Source organism: Candidatus Obscuribacterales bacterium, assembly GCA_019744775.1.
In the GTDB taxonomy this organism is placed as follows: domain Bacteria; phylum Cyanobacteriota; class Vampirovibrionia; order Obscuribacterales; family Obscuribacteraceae; genus SBAT01.
Genome location: JAIETZ010000004.1, coordinates 352,492 through 370,646 on the forward strand (window position 1 = coordinate 352,492; position 18,155 = coordinate 370,646).

Genomic DNA, 18,155 nt, shown 5'->3' on the forward strand with positions numbered 1-18,155 from the left:
CAAACGGGCTATTTAATGAATTATCGGGTTTACTTAGCCGCAGCAGACTTGGCATAAACGGGCGTCAGCCATTTCTTATACTTTGGCATTTCACCACGGCAAATAGACTCGTACATGTCTTTTATCTTCTGTGAGATAGGTCCAACGCCGCCATCACCAACTGGGCGTCTATCAACTTCAAGAATTGGAGCCACTTGCGCGCCTGTACCGCAGAAGAATAATTCATCGGCAACGTACAACTCGCTTCTGTCGACTGAGCGAATTACTGTCTTCAATCCAAGCTCAGCTTCAGCAAATTCCATTACTGTCTCGCGAGTAATACCTTCCAAAATATTTTCCGAAACAGGTGTCGTTATCAACTGCCCGTTGCGCACCATGAAAATATTCATCGCACTACCTTCAGACACGTGTCCGTTTTCGGACAACACTATGCAGTCATCAAAGCCCGCGCGTACAGCATCTGTTTTTGCAAGTGCGGTATTTGCGTAAGCACCAATAATTTTTCCGCGTGCTGGAATTGCATTGTCTTCCACGCGGCGCCAATTTGAAACCATTACCTTGAGACCAGGTGCACCATGAAAATAATCACCAAACGGCACGGTAAACATACAAAACTCAGACGGGTTATCTGTGAGTGTCGGACCAATTCTCATGCCTGATTTGTAAGCGCTCGGACGGATGTAGGTATCTGTCTTCGGAGCATTTTTGCGCAAAAGTTCAATTGTCAGATCGCAGAGTTCATCTACTGAAAAATCAACGTTCAAATACATGATTTTCATGCTGTCGAACATGCGCTCGAAATGTTCTCTCAAGCGAAAGACATACATCTCTTGCGTCTTGTCTGACCAGTAGCCACGAATGCCTTCAAAGACGGCTGTTCCATACAGGAATCCGTGCGTCATGATGCTTATCTTCGCATCTTCCATGGGCACGAATTTGCCTTCAAAAAAGGCATATGACTTATCTTGGCTCACGGCAATCTCTCTTTGAAAGGGACATATACTTAGTAGATCTAAGCTTCATTATGGCACTAGATGCCGCTTTGAGCTCACACTGGAATTTTTATTTAGCCAGCTCCAGGGCCTATATCCATAGCTAAATTGGCTAGTCTATCAGCCTCTTTGTTTTGCTCTCTGCGCACATGGACAATTACAAAGGAAGCAAAACGGTTTTTAAGTGCCTGAGCTTTCAGAAATAGCGGCTTCAGTCCCTCGTTTTTGACTCGGTATTCGCCATTCATCTGCTTAACCATAAGCTCTGAATCTGTGCGCACTTCAACGCTTTTGATGTCGCACTCGATGCTCTTTTCAAGCGCTCTTATGAGGGCCGTATATTCAGCCACGTTATTCGTCGTAGTGCCGAGAAATTCACTTATGCTGGCAACCGGCTGCCCACCTTTTGTTATGACGGCGCCAATTCCTGCCGGACCGGGATTTCCGCGCGAGCCGCCATCTGTATATATGATCGCTATGTCGTTGCCGGTCATGCTTTTGCATTCATCTCTTGTTGAACAAGAGCCTCTGTTTTGGACAGTGCTTCACCAAGTTTTTCCGGCATCTTGCCGCCGGCTTGCGCCAATTGTGGACGCCCACCACCACCGCCACCACAAATAGTGGCTGCTTCTTTAATAAGCTTACCGGCATTTAGTCCACGCTTCACCAGCGGCTCGGAAACACCTGCGACAAGAGTCACTTTGTCGGCAGCTAGTGCGCAACCAACAATAACAACCAAGTCATTTGCTTGCGTGCGCATTTGTTCAACAACAGCTTTCAAGCCATCTGCTGAAACGTTGTCTACTGTGGAGACAATTAAGCGAATGTCGCCTATTTGTTTAGCTTTGGCTAAAAGTTCAGGGACTTTGGACATTGCCAATTTCTCTTCCAACTGTGCGGCCGCTTTTTCTCTGGCTTTTAACTGATCTTGCAAACGTTCTATCTGATCAATCAAATCGCCAGGACGTACTTTCAATCTATCCGCAACTTGCGAAAGAATATTCATGTGCTGGCTTATATGCAGCCAAGCTTTTGGCCCGGATAGAGCTTCCACACGGCGAACGCCTGATGCAACGCTGCCTTCGGAAATTATTTTGATAGGCCCAATTTCGCCAGTTGATGCCACATGTGTGCCACCACAGAATTCAAGGCTGGCATCGCCCATCTTCACAACGCGCACTACGTCGCCATATTTTTCACCAAACATGGCAATGGCGCCGGTGTTTTTTGCCTCATCCAAACTCATCTCGACAGTTTTGACAGGCAAGTTCATTCTTACCCAGTCATTCATTGTCTTTTCAATTTGCTGAAGTTCTTTAGCTGTCGGTTGACGCTCGAAGCTGAAGTCAAAGCGCATTGTTTCCGGTCCGACTTGCGAACCAGCCTGTACAACGTGCTTGCCCAATAATTCTCTAACAGCAGCATGGAATAAGTGCGCAGTGCTGTGATGCAACACAGTCTGCTCGCGCCTGTCTTTATCAACTAGTGCTTTGACTAATTGATTAGCTTCGATTGATCCGGATAATGCGCGCACTCTGTGAACGTGCAATCCTTCGTGCTTTTTAGTGTCAAGAACAGTAAGCATGCCCTCATCAGAAGACAGCAAGCCGGTGTCACCAACTTGTCCGCCTGATTCGGCATAGAAAGGAGTTTGATCAAGAACAACTTCAGCTTCCTGTCCCTCTTCTAGCTGTTCGACAAGTTTGCCTTCTTGAACAAGTGCGACAATTTTACTTTTGTCTTCGACTGCGCTGTATCCGGTAAATTTAGTTGTACCGTGTTCTTTGAGAACTTTACCTAGAGCCTCATCACCAGTGATGATGACATTGAATTTGTTGACCGAAGAAACATCTTCGTGTTCTTTCTTGGCTTGAGCAAAGCCATCCATATCCACAGTCTTTTTATGTTCAACTGCAATTTCCTGCGTCAACTCCACAGGGAAGCCATAGGTTGCATAAAGATTGAAAGCAGAGCGACCATCGATAACAGGCTCTTTGCCGCCAAGAAGTTCTTCAAGCAAGCTCATTCCACGATCGATTGTTTTACCAAAGCGCTCTTCTTCTTCGCGAATTGTTCTTTCAATCAATTCCTTACTTTGCTTGAGTTCAGGATAATGATCGCCATAAATATCAACAACTGTCGGCACCAGTTTGTAGATAAATGGTTCGTTCAAGCCAAGCAAACGTCCAAAGCGAGCAGCTCTGCGAATAATGAATCTCAAAACATAACCACGGCCGATGTTACTTGTACGCACACCATCAGCAATTAGGAAGGTGACGCAACGAGCATGATCTGTGATGATCTTTAAATAGACATCTTTCTCATTACCCTCTGATCCATCGTAATTGACATTCGCCAACTTGCCGGCCGCTTCCAGAATTGGGAAGAGCAAATCTGTTTCAAATGTATTGCGCTTCTTCTGAAGAATGGTCGCAACACGCTCAAGACCGGAGCCTGTGTCTACGTTTTTCTTCTCTAAAGGTGTGAATTTGCCGTTCTCATCCTTGAAGAGTTCCATCAAGACCAAATTCCAGAACTCTAGATAGCGATCACATTCGCATTTACCAATGCCGCATTTTTCCGGATCGTCATTGCAGCCGTATTCACGACCTCTATCGTAATAAAGCTCGGTACAAGGTCCGCATGGGCCTGTTGGTCCGGGAGGTCCCCAGAAATTGTCGGCACGACCTAGGCGATGAATTCGTTCTTTAGGAACGCCAACTACTTTGTGCCAAATATCATAAGACTCATCGTCAGCTGCATTTTGCTCGTCTCCGGCAAAAACAGATACGGAAATTCTATCCGGCTCCAAGCCAAGATCTTTGGTGCACAATTCCCATGCCCAAGGAATTACATCCTTCTTGAAGTAATCGCCAAAGCTAAAGTTGCCCAGCATTTCAAAAAAGCTGTGATGTCTTTGCGTGCGCCCAATATTTTCAATGTCTGAGTCTTTACCGCCTGCTCGAGTAACTTTCTGCACGGTTACAACACGTGGCGGATCTGTAGGCGGCTTTAGTCCCAGGAAAATCGGCACGAAAGGAACCATGCCGGCTGAGGTCAAAAGCAAAGTCGGGTTATCAGGAATAAGGCTTGCCGAAGGCAAGTACAAATGCCCCCGTTTGTCGCGGAAGTACGCAACAAATTTGTCGCGAATCTGAGCTCCAGTAAGCGTCATTGCTAATAACCTCGAATGCCGCAGTTGTTCTGCGGGATCATTAAGTATATCAGTTGACAGCGGGGGACTGACACGGGCAGCCAAATCTGCTAACCTTCAAGTCCTGAATGCTTGAGTATCCTTAATCTCAACTGTTCTTGAGAACCCTTTGTCATAGATAGTCAAAAGCCGTGAAGCTCTCAAGAGTCCTTATCGTTTACAAGAAATCGACTTACCAGATTCAAGGGGTCGAGCATAAAGAGCCGCGCTTTTTAGAGCTAATTGAACAAGGTCACGCCTCGGTCACGCGTGTTGTTCGCGCTCACGATGAACACTACGGCACTCTTGAAAAAATAAAAGGCGAGCTCACACGTCGCAACATCGAATACTACATGGCGGCACGCGCCGATCTCAACAAAAAAATTGTCACTGATGTAGATCTCATAGTTTCCGTGGGCGGTGACGGCACTTTTCTGGATGCCTCTCATCACACTTTGACGATTCCAATTCTTGGCGTAAATTCGGCGACGTCCTCCAGCTTTGGTCACTTTTGTATTGCCAACGATAGAACTTTCAGCCAGACACTCGATGATATCGAAGCGGGCAAATTAACGCCTAAACCAATTCTACGCTTGGAACTAGTGTTGAACGGTCAAGCAATCAGCCAGCAAGTTTTGAACGAAGTGCTCATCTGCCATAGCAACCCGGCCGGCACAAGCCGCTATTTCATCGAAGTTCCAGGCAAACGCGAAGAGCAAAGATCTTCAGGAATTCTAGTTGGACCGCCGGCAGGCTCAACTGGATTTTTAAGAGCAGCAGGCGGAAAAGTATTTCCAATTACCGATCGCAGCTTCCAATATGTAGTACGCGAGCCCTGCCCGCGCCCCAATGAAAATTGGCATCTGACCAAGGGGCTGATCACAAATCTCGCTGAAGAAATGAAAATAGTATCCGAGACAAGAACAGCAGCTATCTTTATCGACGGCGCTCATATTGTCTACCGCTTCCCATTAGGCGAAGAACTCATTATTCGCGCAAGCAAAACAGATCTCATGGCCTACATCGACCCAAATCTCAATCAAATTTTTCAAGGATGAGTATTTTGTCGCAGGTAACCGACAGTCTTGCTATTGCCGCCGGAAAATTATCCGCGCAAGCTATTCGCGTTGCCGGATTGGGACTCGGTACCAATCTACCCGGAAAAGTTGCAAGGCGTCTGTCTCCTTCTGTTTTACACAAGTTGGCAAAGCAAAGCAGACTTGGTGTAATTGCGGTGTCAGGCACCAATGGAAAAAGCACGACTTCCGGATTTCTAGCTTCAATTCTTTCCAAAGCCGGCTACAAACTGGTGCATAACCGCCAGGGTGCAAATTTGGTAACAGGAATCACCGCCACGCTAATTGATAATGCCAACTGGCAAGGCAGATTGGACACCGATTATTGCTTGTTCGAAATAGACGAGGCAGCGCTTCCTTTAGTTGCCGCCGAGATTGAAATTAACCACGTCATTGTAACCAATTTATTTCGCGATCAGCTTGATCGATTTGGTGAACTTGACACCACTGCCCGCCTAATCAACAAAGGCATTGCCATCAACCATTCGAAGACAGTTTTAAATGCGGACGATCCAAATGTCGCAAGCCTTGCTCCTGAAAGCGATCATCTTTTTTACGGTATCGAATCGATCAATCCCACATGCGTAAGCCAAATTGGTCAGCTTGCCGAACTTTCCTATTGCGGCAAATGCGGCAGTGAATACAGCTATGACTTGATATTTTACGGTCAGTTAGGACACTACGCTTGCCCGAAATGCAGCAATAAGCGACCCAAGCCTGACGTGCAAGCGCATAATGTGACCGTTCATCCGGCAGGTTCCACTTTCCGCGTCAGTCACGGCCACATATCAGCTGAGATTCACCTAAATCTGCCTGGCATGTTCAATGTCTACAATGCATTGGCAGCTGCCGCAATTGCTTTCCAATTGGATATTGCCGGCGAGACAATCAAAGAAGGACTAAATAAGTATTCAACACTATTTGGCCGATCAGAGAAGATCACAATCGAAGGCAAAGCAGTGATTATCCAGCTTATAAAAAATCCGGCCGGTGCTTCGCAAGTTGTGTCCGCAGTTGCTTGTGACCCAAATGCCAAAATCCTTATCGCAATCAACGATAACCTAGCCGATGGACGAGACATTTCCTGGCTCTGGGACGCTGAGTTTGAACAATTGTCTGACGCCAAAGAAGAAGTCATAGTCAGCGGACAGCGCGCAGAAGACATGGCAGTGAGAATGAAATATGCCGGATTGCCAACCGGGCAAATTAGAGTTGTTACTCCACTGGAAGCAGCCTTAAAGCAAGCACTCGAGTCAACAGACGATGATCAGACTTTGTGGATACTGCCGACATACACTTGCTTGCTTGAAATGCAAAAGATTTTGAAGTCGATGGGCTACAACCTGTCGGGCACATAGGCACATAATAAGAAAGGGTCGGCATGCCGACCCTTTCTCTAATTACCTTAGAAGTGAAGATTACTTCTTAGCGCTTTGCTTTGGTAGACTGTTTAGACCTTCCGTTGCTGCTTTGATGTTCGGATTGATTTCCTTCACTTTGTTGTACTCAGCGCGCGCCTCATCGTACATGCCTTTTGCTTTGAGGGCTTCAGCATATTCGAGATGGCTGGCTGTGTCGTTCGCATTCAACTTGATGGCTTCTTTGTACTCTTTTTGAGCTCCATTGAAATCACCAGTTGCATTCAAAGCACTAGCCAATCTTCTATGTGCTGGTCCAAAAGTTGGGAATATCTTGAGGGCCTTGCGCTGCTCAACAATAGCTTCCTTGTGGTTGCCTTGCTTAGCCAACATCCAACCCAAACCGCTGTGTGCATTTGGATGTTCCGGAGCAATCTTCAAAGCTTGTCTGAAGCTCTTAATTGCACCATCAGTATCACCGGAATCACCTTGGATATTACCGAGGTTGATATAGGCTTCAGGAGAAGTCGATTCCATTTGGATGGCGGTTTCTTCTTCTGCGATGGCTTCTTTTACAAGACCCTTTTGCGCAAGCAAAACACCAAGATTGACGTGCGGTGCAGCATCTTTGTCGTTTAGCTTAATTGATTTACGGTAAATATCGATAGCTTCATCGTTTTGACCGGTTGAAGCAAGCATCATGCCGAGATCAAGATGGGCACGGAAGCTTGTCGGCTTCAGCTCGACTGCCTTGCGGAATTCAACGATGGCTTCTTTGTTTTTGCCTTGGTTAGCGTAGATTTGTCCAATTACTACATGGGGCAAGAAGTATGTTGGATCAAGACGAAGAGCTGTTTGTTCTTCCAAAACTGCTGTTTCGTAATCGTCGGAGGCGGCCAATACGGCGCCCAATCTCTGGTGAGCCTTAGCGCTGTCCGGGTTAAGACGAATGGCTTCCCTGTACTGAACGGCTGCTTCTTTGGTTTTCATTTTTGCAAAGAAATCGTTGCCTTTTTCAATACACTTGTCAGCAGCTTGAACATCTGCCGGACTGACTGCTGCAAAGGCGCTAGCGCAGCTACCTACGAGCAGAAGTGAAAGAGCTATTGGCTTCAGGCTTTTCAAGGTAAATCCCCCTCTAACTAAACCGGGAGATATTATAACCTTCTCTAACCTTCTTATATGAGACGTTACAATAAACCTGATGATATATCCGTATAAAGAACTAAAACCTCAAATCGACGCAAGCGCTTACGTAGCGCCGAGTGCAGCCATTATTGGCGACGTTCGCTTAGGAAAAAATTCAAGTGTCTGGTTTAACGCAGTGTTACGTGGCGACATCAATTCAATTGTCGTTGGCGCAGACAGCAATATCCAGGACGGTTGCCTCTTACATGTCACCCACGAACTACCAGTAGTCATTGAAGACCGCGTCACCATCGGACATGGCGCTATCGTGCATGGATGCCACATTGAGTCTGATTGCTTAATCGCAATGGGCGCGGTAATTCTTGATGGTGCCCATATCGGGCAAGGTTCATTAATTGCCGCCGGGGCGGTTGTCTCCCCCAATGCAAAAATCCCACCAAAGAGCCTGGTGATGGGCGTTCCTGCCAAAGTAGTTCGCCAGATGTCCGATGAAGACTTGAATCGGACAAAATTCAACTGGCAGCATTACGTCGAATATGGGCGCATTTACAAAGAGCTTCCCTTAACATAAGTCCAGTTTTTCATTTAAAAATACGTGGTCTCCCCAATGACCAGACAGTTTTGCGCATCTATACTTAGGAGCAGCGATAGTCCCTAAATTACAGGCGACACTTTGTCTTACTTCGAAGACTTACTCGATGACATCAAACAGAAGCAGCGTCCGGTGGATACGGTCCACTACAAAATGCTTTCTGAATCCGGCATTGCCTTAAAACAACCTAGCACTGTACCCGCCGAAAGGGTCAAACCAGTCGAGTCCTTGGTGCGCGCCGGCAACAGCCCAATGACCATGGCTCACAACCGGCTAAATCACAAAGAAGCTATCTTTCGTGTCTTTGCGCGACAAAGCGATGGAGTAAACGTAGGGTCTGGATTCTTTTATGCTGCAAGCGGGGAGTTCATGACAGACCTGCACGTCGTCGGTGAAGCTAACACTTGCCAGGTTTTGCTCAATAACGGACAGGTTTTAAAAGCAGTGGTGGACAGACGAGATCACAATACGGACCTGGCTTCCGGTCATGTGGTTGAACCCAAGAAATCCTTACCTTATTTGATCTTGGAAAAACCAGCCTCGGTTGAGACTTACACTGGTAAAACCTATTCGGCCGGTTACCCCGACGGTAGAGAATTCACTATCGTCCCTGGAAACACCAGCAAGTTGTCGTTTTCAGGAATTGCCTCGGCAGGTGCTTTAGAAATAGGGGAAAACCCATCGCGAACAGTAATTGTCACAGACATTGAGACGCGAGCAGGAATGTCCGGTGGCGTATTATTCAACAAAGACTTCCTGCCAATCGGCATAATCGATAAAGGCACCAAACCGGGATCGAAGTCACCAATCAGTATTTCAACACCAATCACTGATGGCATAAGAATGATTAAACAACCAGTGACTTACAAACTTGAGTCCAAGTTTTAAGATCCAAGTTTTTTACTCGACGATGAATTCGGTTTAGATGCTGACTTGAATATCACGCCTTTTACCTGCGTTTGCGGCATGTGTTGAGTCAACCAGCCGGAAATTGCTTCCAGTGTATTGTCATTGATAAATGCAGTCTCTAAAAGCACGTGCCCACGTGAGTCCAGCCATCTTACTGTTTGATCTTTGGACTTCAAATTAGTCATCAAATCAACTATGCCGTCGGCTTTTATAATCTTGTCGGCACTGCCCTGAATAATAAGTACGGGAATATGCGGCGGGATGCTGCGCACATAAGCAAGTGTTTCCTTCATTGTTTTGCGGCTACCCAGAAGAGCTTTGAGACTCAAAGAGCGACGGGTCAGAGGATCTTTCAAAGCTTCATCGGTGATTCTTGGATCGTCTGACGTGTACGACTTAATGTACGGCTCCATGTTTAACTCGCGCCCGGGGTTTGTACAAAACTTCGCAGCGTCAACAACCATTTGCTTACACAGTGAATGGTGATGAGCAATTGCCGGGCTGGAAAGAATCAGTCCGTCTGTTAGATCCGGGCGAACGCCGGCCAGATGAAGAGCAAGGTCTGCTCCAAGACTTTCACCGATACAAAACATCGGTCGATTGGGATAAAGCGAGCGCATGCGCGCTGCCAGATTTACCAAATCCTCGTAGGATTTTTCGTAGCTTACCTTGTCTCCGCCTTTGAAATTGCCTTTGTCGTCGTGCCAGCGTCCATAGCCGCGCAAGTCCTGCGCAACAACCACATAACCTTTGTCGGCCAAATAGCCGCCGAGCTTATCGTAGGCAGCGCCATGCTTCATCAATCCATGAATGGCAATAACTACTCCTTGTTCGTTTTTGGTCTTATCCGACCATTCGTACACGGGCAATTTCAGCTCGCGAACTAGAACGCCCTGGTCGTTTCGTTCTGCCTGAGTGAATCCAGGCGGACAAGGCGAGGCAATGCAGAGAATTACTGCAAGAGACAACTGCGCAATTTTTCTAGTAAAAGAGCTACCGTGAGCTTGCATTTAAGACCCAGTTTCAAAGATAAGCCGCTACTAGTCATGTACCAACAGATCTAATATTTCAAAACATGGAGACCTGATGTCAAGTGATAAAATCTTGCAGACAAAACTAGTACACTGTCAGTGTTTTCACCTCACATTGAGATTGGACATATGCCTAAACGTACCGACTTGAAAAAGATTCTGGTTTTGGGGGCTGGTCCGATAACGATTGGTCAGGCGTGCGAATTTGATTACTCAGGCACACAGGCTTGCAAGGCGCTCAAAGAAGAGGGTTTCGAAGTCGTCCTTATAAACTCCAATCCGGCGACGATCATGACCGATCCGGAAGTGGCAGATAGAACATATATCGAACCGGTAACTGCATCTGTTGCGCGCGAAGTTATCAAAAGAGAAAAGCCGGATGCACTTTTGCCGACAATGGGTGGTCAAACAGCATTGAACGTGGCTGTTGAATTAGCTGAGTCAGGTTTTCTGGAAGAACAAGGTGTTGAACTCATTGGCGCCAAGCTCAAAGCAATTAAGTTGGCAGAGGATCGCGATCTCTTCAAAGCCAAGATGCTTGAGATTGGATTGTATGTACCAAAATCCGGCATCGCCAGAAAATTGGGTGATGTAAAAGACATCGCCAATGAAATTGGTTTTCCCATCATTATTCGTCCGGCGTTCACGCTAGGTGGCGCAGGTGGCGGTATTGCCTACAACCAAGAAGAATTAGATGAAATTGCTCAATCAGGTCTGAATGCCAGCCCAGTCAACGAGATATTGCTTGAGGAAAGTGTACTTGGATGGAAAGAGCTCGAGTTGGAAGTTATGCGCGATTGCCAGGACAACGTGGTAATCATCTGCTCGATTGAAAACTTTGATCCTATGGGCGTGCACACAGGCGATTCCATAACAGTTGCGCCATTGCAGACAATAAGCGACAAAGAGTATCAAGAGTTACGCAACGCTGCTATTAAGGTAATTCGCGCTGTCGGAGTAGATACAGGCGGCTCAAATATTCAATTCGGTGTGTGCCCTGAAACAGGCCGCATTGTAGTCATCGAAATGAATCCGCGCGTCTCACGTTCATCAGCACTAGCCAGCAAGGCTACCGGCTATCCAATTGCAAAAATTGCCGCCAAATTAGCAGTTGGTTTGACGCTCGATGAAATCCCCAACGATATTACTAAATCAACACCGGCATCTTTCGAACCGGTAATTGACTATGTAATTACCAAAATTCCACGCTTCAATTTCGAGAAATTCGCCGGCGCCGACAATACGTTGACGACACAAATGAAGTCTGTCGGAGAAGTGATGGCAATTGGCCGCACCTTCCAAGAATCAATGCAAAAGGCTTTGCGCGGACTGGAACTGGGTCTAAATGGTTTTACAGCAATACCCTCAAGACTGGAAGCTGACACCAGCGAATGGCGTAAGCGATTGTCGGTTCCAAACCGCCACCGCCTAACAGATATTTTTGGCGCCTTTGAAGCAGGCTTGCCTTTAGATGAAATCGAAGAGCTGACCAACATCGATCCATGGTTTCTAGATAACTTGCTGGAAATCTGGCAAGAGACCAAACAATTAAGCGGCAAAAGCTTAAATGACTTGGATAAGGCCTACATGACTCACTTGAAGCAGCTTGGATTTTCCGATAGACAAATTGCGCACGCAATTAGCAGAGACGGCAAGAAAGTAAGTGAAGATCAAGTCTTTGAATTGCGCTCGCAGTTCAAGATTTTCCCAACTTACAAAACAGTTGATACTTGCGCGGCAGAATTTCTTGCTTCGACGCCGTATCTTTATTCAACTTACGAGAAAGAATCGGAAGTACCACCTTCCAACAAACAGAAGGTAATTATTTTGGGCGGCGGTCCTAACCGTATCGGTCAAGGTATTGAATTTGATTATTGTTGCGTACAAGCAAGCTTGGCTCTGCGTGAAATGGGATTGGAAGCCATCATGGTCAACTCTAATCCGGAAACTGTTTCCACCGATTACGACGTTTCAGACAGGCTCTACTTTGAACCTCTAACGCTAGAAGACATCACGCACATTGCAATGGAAGAAAAGCCGCTTGGTGTAATTGTTCAACTTGGCGGTCAGACCCCACTAAAATTGTCGCGAGGGCTGGAAGCTCGCGGCATCAAAATTCTCGGAACTGCACCTGAATCAATCGACAGAGCTGAAGATAGGGCACTCTTCAACGACATGATCAAGAAACTCGGCTTGCGTCAACCGCCTGGCTCAACTGCCTACAGCATGGAAGAGGCACAACGTATCGCCAGAGAAGTTGGTTATCCGGTTTTAGTCCGCCCAAGTTATGTGCTTGGTGGTCGAGCAATGGAAATTCTTTATAGTGAAGAAGAATTGCAACGTTGGCTTTCCACAGCTCTTAGAGTTGAGCCGGATCGTCCAGTGCTAATCGACAAATTCCTGGAAAACGCAATTGAAATTGATGTCGACGCTATCTGCGACGGACAAGAAACAATTATTGCCGGCATCATGGAGCACATTGAACAAGCCGGCGTGCACTCAGGTGATAGCACTTGCGTGCTGCCGACTCAATCTATTCCGCTCAAAACGCTTGAAGAAATTCGCTCGGCAACAGAATCATTATCACGCGAGCTAAAAGTAGTCGGCTTGATGAATATTCAATTTGCCGTCAAAGATGAATTGCTCTATGTTCTGGAAGTCAATCCACGAGCCAGTCGCACAGTGCCTTTTGTATCGAAGGCAACAGGTGTTCCATGGGCAAAACTAGCGGCTAAAGTAATGGCAGGCAAAAAGCTTTCCGAATTGAACATAAGCCAGCGTCTAATTCCGCCGCATGTTTCTGTAAAATCCGTGGTTATTCCTTTCAAGCGTTTTCCAGGCGCGCAAATTGCTCTTGGTCCGGAAATGCGCTCGACAGGCGAAGTGATGGGAGTTGCCTCTCAATTTGGACTAGCATTCGCCAAAGCACAACTTGCCGCAAGTCACGATCTGCCTGTCAAAGGCCGTGTTTTTATAAGCGTTTCGGATCATTACAAACAAGAAGTGGTGCCGATTGCACAAAGCCTTTATCAGTTAGGCTTTGAACTTGTCGCCACACGCGGAACAGCATCCGTTGTCAGATCAGGCGGCATTCCTGTAGTGACAGTCAACAAAGTTTCCGAAGGCAGACCCAACTTGGTTGACCGCATCAAAAATGGCGAGATCAATCTAGTCATTAACATCCCATCTGGACGCACTGCGCATGTCGACGATCAAGTAATTCGACAAGCGTCTATCAATTACAACGTCCCTGTTGTGACAACCTTATCTGGTGCCCGGGCGACCGTATCAGGTATTTCTGCTCTACAAGCTGGTCCATTGGCAGTGAAGAGCCTGCAGGAATACCACAGCAATATTGCCTACTGGGAAAAAGCAACACGTGAAGTACCCAGCAACGCATAGTTTTTTGTCATTTCGACCGAAGCGCCAAAGGCGCGGAGTGGAGAAATCTGCTACATGTGCTCGAAGAATCTGTTAGACCACGTACAGCATGTATTCAGCGCGGCAGATCTCTCCACTCCTTCGCTAAAGCTCAGTCGGTCGAGATGACAATTTTTGAGAGGAAAGTTCAAAATGTCAACTAAACCAAAAGTGCTTGTTTTCGCAGGTTCACTGCGTAAAAGCTCCTTCAACAAAAAGCTCGTCAAAATTGCCGAAGCAGGTGCAAAGGAAGCTGGTGCTGATACCACGTTCGTTGATCTTGCTGATTTTGATCTGCCTATCTTCAATCAGGATAACGAAGATGCAAACGGACTGCCATCAGGAGCGCGCAAACTCAAAGACTTGATGTTAAGTCACGACGGCTTTTTGGTTTCTGCCCCTGAGTACAACAGCTCAATTACAGCAGCATTGAAAAATGCTATCGATTGGGCATCACGTCCAGTGCAAGGCGAGGGCACACTAGCTTGTTTCAAAGGTAAGGTGGTTGGACTCATGAGTGCTTCACCAGGCGCCTTGGGCGGGTTACGTGGGCTGGTTCACGTACGAGCCATCTTCAATAACATCTTTTCGCTGGTAATACCCGAACAAGTGGCCGTCAGCAAAGCCAATGAAGCATTTAACGACGACGGCTCCTTGAAAGATGCCAAACAGCAACAAGCTGTCATGGATATCGGGCGCAATGTGGCAAAAATTGCAGCCAAGCTGAAAGCTCCATAAGGAAGACTGGCAAAAGCCAAATCCCTGCTTTCAAAGCGCTATAATTGTCGCCTTCATAGACCTTTTGCAAGGGGGATGACCCGTGAGCCAGGATATTGCTAAATACATAGATCACACACTTTTGAGTCCACAAGCCACTCGTGCTGAGATAACCAAGCTTTGCGAAGAAGCTAAAGAGCATAATTTCTACTCTGTATGCGTCAATCCCTGCCATGTTCGCCAGGCAGTAAAAGAACTTTCTTCCAGCAAAGTAGCTGTTGCCTGCGTAATAGGATTCCCTCTGGGAGCCAATCTCACGGATATAAAAATTGCCGAAGCACAACGTGCAATTTCCGAAGGCGCGGAAGAGCTTGATTTGGTTATTAACATCGGCGCCCTCAAAGATGGCGATATTGACTATGTCACAGACGAAATTCGCTCAATAGTAAAAGTATCCAAAGGTGCTCCTGTTAAAGTAATTATCGAATGTGACCTATTAACAGACGAAGAGAAAACCGCTGCTGCTGAAGCATGCGTCAAGGCAGAAGCAGCCATGGTCAAAACTTCAACCGGCTTTGTCAAAGACGGCAAAGGTGCAACTGTAGAAGACATTCAATTGATCAAGAAAGCCATTGCCGGCAGCTCTTTGGGCATCAAAGCCAGTGCAGGTATTCGTGATTTGGAAAAGGCACAGACCCTTATTGATGCAGGCGCCACACGCCTGGGAACATCGGCCGGCGTTGCAATAGTCAAGGGCAAACAGCCCGCAAAAGCAGGCTACTAAAGCGATAGCGGGATTCTTAAGTCCCTTGCCAACCCTGTATTATGGGACAAATTAGATGTAAAGATGTTAAAATCATACTCCACGTGGAGGTGAGGATATGACATCTATGTTCGAGCAGCCGATGGTCAAGCTTTTAAGGATTCTATCGCCAACTATTAATTGGCTAGAAACCAGAGGAACCGTTGAAGTTGCGGACGTCCCCACAGACCACTTGGAAGCCATTAAGCAGTTAGAACGCATAGGCGTTGTTCACAAGCGTAACAATCGTTGCTATGAACTGCAAAGAATTCGTCTGAAGAAACTCATGGGCAGCATGGGCATTAACACGCTGACTCCTATTGAGCCGACACCTTCGCCGACTGTCACTCAAGTTGCGCCGACAATTGAATTGCCGGAAGCTACAGTGCCGATGCCGGTAAATTCTGAACTCAACTAATAACGACCTTGGTTAGCACAAGGCAAGACTGCCGCACCCGCACATTACGCGCTCTTGAATGGGACAGGCTGAAATCTTTGCTTGCCGATGAAGCGCATACTGCTAAGAGTCGAGAACTCTGCTTAAATCTCATGCCTGCGTCAGGACTTAGTGTCTGCCAAATTCTTCTGGAAGAGACAAAAGAAGCTGCGAGTCTCATTGAAAGCAGATCAGGTTTCAACTTTGAACATCTGCCTGATCTAGAAGAAACAATTCAACGACTTAAAGCCGGAGCATCACTTTCCGGCAAAGAACTTGCATTTGTCAAACACACTCTTACAGCGACAAGACTTACACGTTCGAGCTTGTCACTTTTGGACAAAGCAAGTTTTCCGCAGCTGACAAAATTTGCCAACGAATTATTTTCTCTGGAAAAATTAGCCAATGAAATTGAGGCGGCTATTGAAGATGACGGTGAAGTCAAAGATAGTGCCAGTCCGACTCTTAATCAATTGCGCGGACAAGTGCATCATCTGGATAATCAAATACGCGACGAGCTAACGAAAATAATTCACAAGAATGCTCAATCAAAAGTTTTGCAAGAGCCTATTTTCACCAAGCGAAATGATCGGTATGTATTACCTGTTGTCGCCAGCATGCGAGGCTCCATCGACGGCATCGTTCACGATAGTTCCGCTTCCGGATTGACTGTCTATGTTGAGCCAATAAGCGTTGTCGAACTAGAAAACAAACTCCGCTTAAAACAAGCGGAAATTGAGAGAGAAATCGCGCGCATATTGTCGCTATTAAGTGCTTCTTGCCACGCCCATCAAGGCGAAATTGAAGTCTCGTTCAACACTCTTATCCAGTTGGACTTCATCATGTCTCGCGCTCGACTGGGGCTAAAATACAACGGCTACTGCCCACCGCTTGCCAAAGACGGTCCATTAAAACTTATTGCTGCGCGTCACCCATTGATGGTGCTTAGAGAAAAAACGCAGGGCGCACAAACTACAATTCCCAACGACATAAAACTATCAGCAGACGAGAGATCTTTTATCATCACCGGTCCAAACACCGGCGGCAAAACTGTTTACTTAAAGACAGCCGGGCTTCTCTCTTTGATGATCAAATCAGGACTTTCACTGCCGGTGCAATCGGGATCCGAGGCGCTTTATTTCAGTGAGATTTACGCAGATATCGGTGATGAACAATCCATCGAACAGAATCTTTCAACTTTCTCATCGCACATGACTAACATTGTGGAAATTATCGATGCGGCAAAACAAGGTGATTTAGTTTTACTAGATGAAGTTGGCGCAGGCACAGATCCCAAAGAAGGCGCAGCTTTAGCAAGAGCAATTCTTGAGCAGTTAAATTCGGCAATGGTCTATACAGTTGCCAGCACACACTACGGCGAATTGAAAACACTTGCCTATGCCATCAAAGGCTTTATCAACGCCAGCTTAAAATTTGACGAAGCAAATTTGGCACCCACATATCACTTGCAAATTGGTATTCCAGGTTCATCTAAAGCAACCACAATGGCGCGACGCCTGGGACTCAACGCCAATGTTGTCGAAGCAGCAGAAAAATTTCTATTAGCCGGCGAAGCCGACCTGCAAAAAACAATTGAACAGTTAGAGTCAAAACTGAAGGAAGTATCTCAACTCGAAGAGCAAGCGGAAAAAGCAAATAAATTAGCCGTCCTGAAAGAAAGCGAAGCCTTAGCCCAACTAGCGGCAATCGAAAAAGAAAAAGAGAAACTCAAGTCAACTTACGCCAGACAGTTGGAAAAAGATCTCCACTTCGCGCAAGAGACTATTCGCAGCACCATCAAAGACTTACAGAGCAAGCCCTCATCACAAAAAGCTCAGCAAGCTCAGAAGGACATGGCTGAAATTAGACAAGCCCTTCATTGGTCCGATAACGAGATAGGCAAAAGCCTGCCTCAAGACATCAAAGTCGGTCAACGCGTAAAGGTCACCTCGCTCAATCAAACAGGCATAGTTTTAGAAATCCCATCCTCAATCGAGCCAACTAGCCAGGCAACAGTGAAAGTCGGCAATTTCCCGGTTAAGGTAGCGCTCACGGATTTAATAATCGTCGACCACAGCCAAGTTAATAAACCTCAGAAATCTCAGAAGATGAAATATCAAAGTCAGCCTGTAACAGCCTCAAGCGCTCAAGTTAATGTGTTTGTGCAAACTGCCGCCAACACACTAGATTTGAGGGGACACCGGGTTTTGGAAGCCATGGATGAACTGGAGAAATTCCTAGACCACTCAACCGTCGCCCATATTAGTCCGGTGATGATAATTCACGGACATGGCACAGGGGCTGTAAAAGCCGCCGTGCGCGATTATTTGAAGACCTCGTCGTATGTCGATTCATCTCGCCCAGGAGAACCTTACGAAGGCGGAGACGGTGTCACCGTTGTCGAATTAACCTAAAATCTGGATAGATGCGTCTCAAATAAGGGAATTTTCGTATTTCTCCCAAATACAGACAGCCAACGC

14 protein-coding genes are annotated in these 18,155 nt (G+C 46.6%); 9 read left to right on the forward strand and 5 right to left on the reverse strand.

Going from position 1 to position 18,155, the window contains the following annotated elements:
• Window positions 1–29 precede the first annotated feature (29 nt).
• The 3 genes from K2Y22_11060 to alaS all read right to left on the reverse strand — a co-directional run bounded on the left by K2Y22_11060 (window position 30) and on the right by alaS (window position 4,167).
• On the reverse strand, window positions 30–974 hold the full coding sequence (locus K2Y22_11060; protein ID MBX9878985.1) for a branched-chain amino acid transaminase: 945 nt from the start codon (window positions 972–974) through the stop codon (window positions 30–32).
• A 92-nt stretch (window positions 975–1,066) separates the two neighbouring features.
• Entirely contained in the window at window positions 1,067–1,486 is a 420-nt protein-coding gene (locus K2Y22_11065) for a ribonuclease HI family protein (GenBank protein MBX9878986.1), read from the reverse strand.
• Window positions 1,483–4,167 carry an alanine--tRNA ligase gene (gene alaS, locus K2Y22_11070; GenBank protein ID MBX9878987.1) on the reverse strand — a complete coding sequence of 895 codons (2,685 nt, stop codon included), beginning with the start codon at window positions 4,165–4,167 and terminating at the stop codon, window positions 1,483–1,485. The genes K2Y22_11065 and alaS overlap by 4 nt, the downstream gene beginning before the upstream one ends.
• A gap of 170 nt (window positions 4,168–4,337) precedes the next feature.
• Between alaS and K2Y22_11075 the strand changes: the two genes are divergently transcribed.
• On the forward strand, window positions 4,338–5,243 hold the full coding sequence (locus tag K2Y22_11075; protein MBX9878988.1) for an NAD(+)/NADH kinase: 906 nt from the start codon (window positions 4,338–4,340) through the stop codon (window positions 5,241–5,243).
• A gap of 5 nt (window positions 5,244–5,248) precedes the next feature.
• On the forward strand, window positions 5,249–6,619 hold the full coding sequence (locus K2Y22_11080; GenBank protein MBX9878989.1) for a MurT ligase domain-containing protein: 1,371 nt from the start codon (window positions 5,249–5,251) through the stop codon (window positions 6,617–6,619).
• A 60-nt stretch (window positions 6,620–6,679) separates the two neighbouring features.
• Here K2Y22_11080 and K2Y22_11085 read toward each other — a convergent pair whose 3' ends face one another.
• Window positions 6,680–7,744 carry a tetratricopeptide repeat protein gene (locus K2Y22_11085; protein MBX9878990.1) on the reverse strand — a complete coding sequence of 355 codons (1,065 nt, stop codon included), beginning with the start codon at window positions 7,742–7,744 and terminating at the stop codon, window positions 6,680–6,682.
• 79 nt (window positions 7,745–7,823) lie between these two features.
• On the opposite strand from K2Y22_11085, the gene K2Y22_11090 reads away from it, so the two are divergent.
• Both K2Y22_11090 and K2Y22_11095 read left to right on the forward strand, forming a co-directional pair.
• Window positions 7,824–8,339, forward strand: a complete 516-nt coding sequence (locus K2Y22_11090; protein MBX9878991.1) for a gamma carbonic anhydrase family protein — start codon at window positions 7,824–7,826, stop codon at window positions 8,337–8,339.
• A gap of 102 nt (window positions 8,340–8,441) precedes the next feature.
• Entirely contained in the window at window positions 8,442–9,248 is an 807-nt protein-coding gene (locus tag K2Y22_11095) for a serine protease (protein MBX9878992.1), read from the forward strand.
• Here K2Y22_11095 and K2Y22_11100 read toward each other — a convergent pair.
• Window positions 9,245–10,279, reverse strand: a complete 1,035-nt coding sequence (locus K2Y22_11100; GenBank protein ID MBX9878993.1) for a lysophospholipase — start codon at window positions 10,277–10,279, stop codon at window positions 9,245–9,247. The two genes, K2Y22_11095 and K2Y22_11100, sit on opposite strands and share 4 nt — an antisense overlap.
• A gap of 150 nt (window positions 10,280–10,429) precedes the next feature.
• On the opposite strand from K2Y22_11100, the gene carB reads away from it, so the two are divergent.
• The 5 genes from carB to K2Y22_11125 all read left to right on the forward strand — a co-directional run bounded on the left by carB (window position 10,430) and on the right by K2Y22_11125 (window position 18,089).
• A complete protein-coding gene (gene carB, locus K2Y22_11105) occupies window positions 10,430–13,702 on the forward strand; it encodes a carbamoyl-phosphate synthase large subunit (protein MBX9878994.1) in 3,273 nt (1,090 codons plus the stop codon).
• 171 nt (window positions 13,703–13,873) lie between these two features.
• Entirely contained in the window at window positions 13,874–14,458 is a 585-nt protein-coding gene (locus K2Y22_11110; protein MBX9878995.1) for an NAD(P)H-dependent oxidoreductase, read from the forward strand.
• 94 nt (window positions 14,459–14,552) lie between these two features.
• Entirely contained in the window at window positions 14,553–15,221 is a 669-nt protein-coding gene (gene deoC, locus K2Y22_11115; GenBank protein ID MBX9878996.1) for a deoxyribose-phosphate aldolase, read from the forward strand.
• 97 nt (window positions 15,222–15,318) lie between these two features.
• Window positions 15,319–15,657, forward strand: a complete 339-nt coding sequence (locus K2Y22_11120) for a hypothetical protein (GenBank protein MBX9878997.1) — start codon at window positions 15,319–15,321, stop codon at window positions 15,655–15,657.
• 8 nt (window positions 15,658–15,665) lie between these two features.
• Window positions 15,666–18,089, forward strand: coding sequence for an endonuclease MutS2 (locus tag K2Y22_11125; GenBank protein ID MBX9878998.1), 2,424 nt, complete (start codon window positions 15,666–15,668; stop codon window positions 18,087–18,089).
• Window positions 18,090–18,155 lie beyond the last annotated feature (66 nt).

Excerpts from the sequence above, each read along its gene's own strand:
- K2Y22_11065 (MBX9878986.1), bottom strand. The coding sequence starts at position 1,486 with ATGACCGGCAACGACATAGCGATCATATATACAGATGGCGGCTCGCGC.
- K2Y22_11100 (MBX9878993.1), bottom strand. The coding sequence starts at position 10,279 with ATGCAAGCTCACGGTAGCTCTTTTACTAGAAAAATTGCGCAGTTGTCT.
- alaS (MBX9878987.1), bottom strand. The coding sequence starts at position 4,167 with ATGACGCTTACTGGAGCTCAGATTCGCGACAAATTTGTTGCGTACTTC.
- carB (MBX9878994.1), top strand. The coding sequence starts at position 10,430 with ATGCCTAAACGTACCGACTTGAAAAAGATTCTGGTTTTGGGGGCTGGT.
- K2Y22_11090 (MBX9878991.1), top strand. The coding sequence starts at position 7,824 with ATGATATATCCGTATAAAGAACTAAAACCTCAAATCGACGCAAGCGCT.
- K2Y22_11120 (MBX9878997.1), top strand. The coding sequence starts at position 15,319 with ATGACATCTATGTTCGAGCAGCCGATGGTCAAGCTTTTAAGGATTCTA.
- K2Y22_11110 (MBX9878995.1), top strand. The coding sequence starts at position 13,874 with ATGTCAACTAAACCAAAAGTGCTTGTTTTCGCAGGTTCACTGCGTAAA.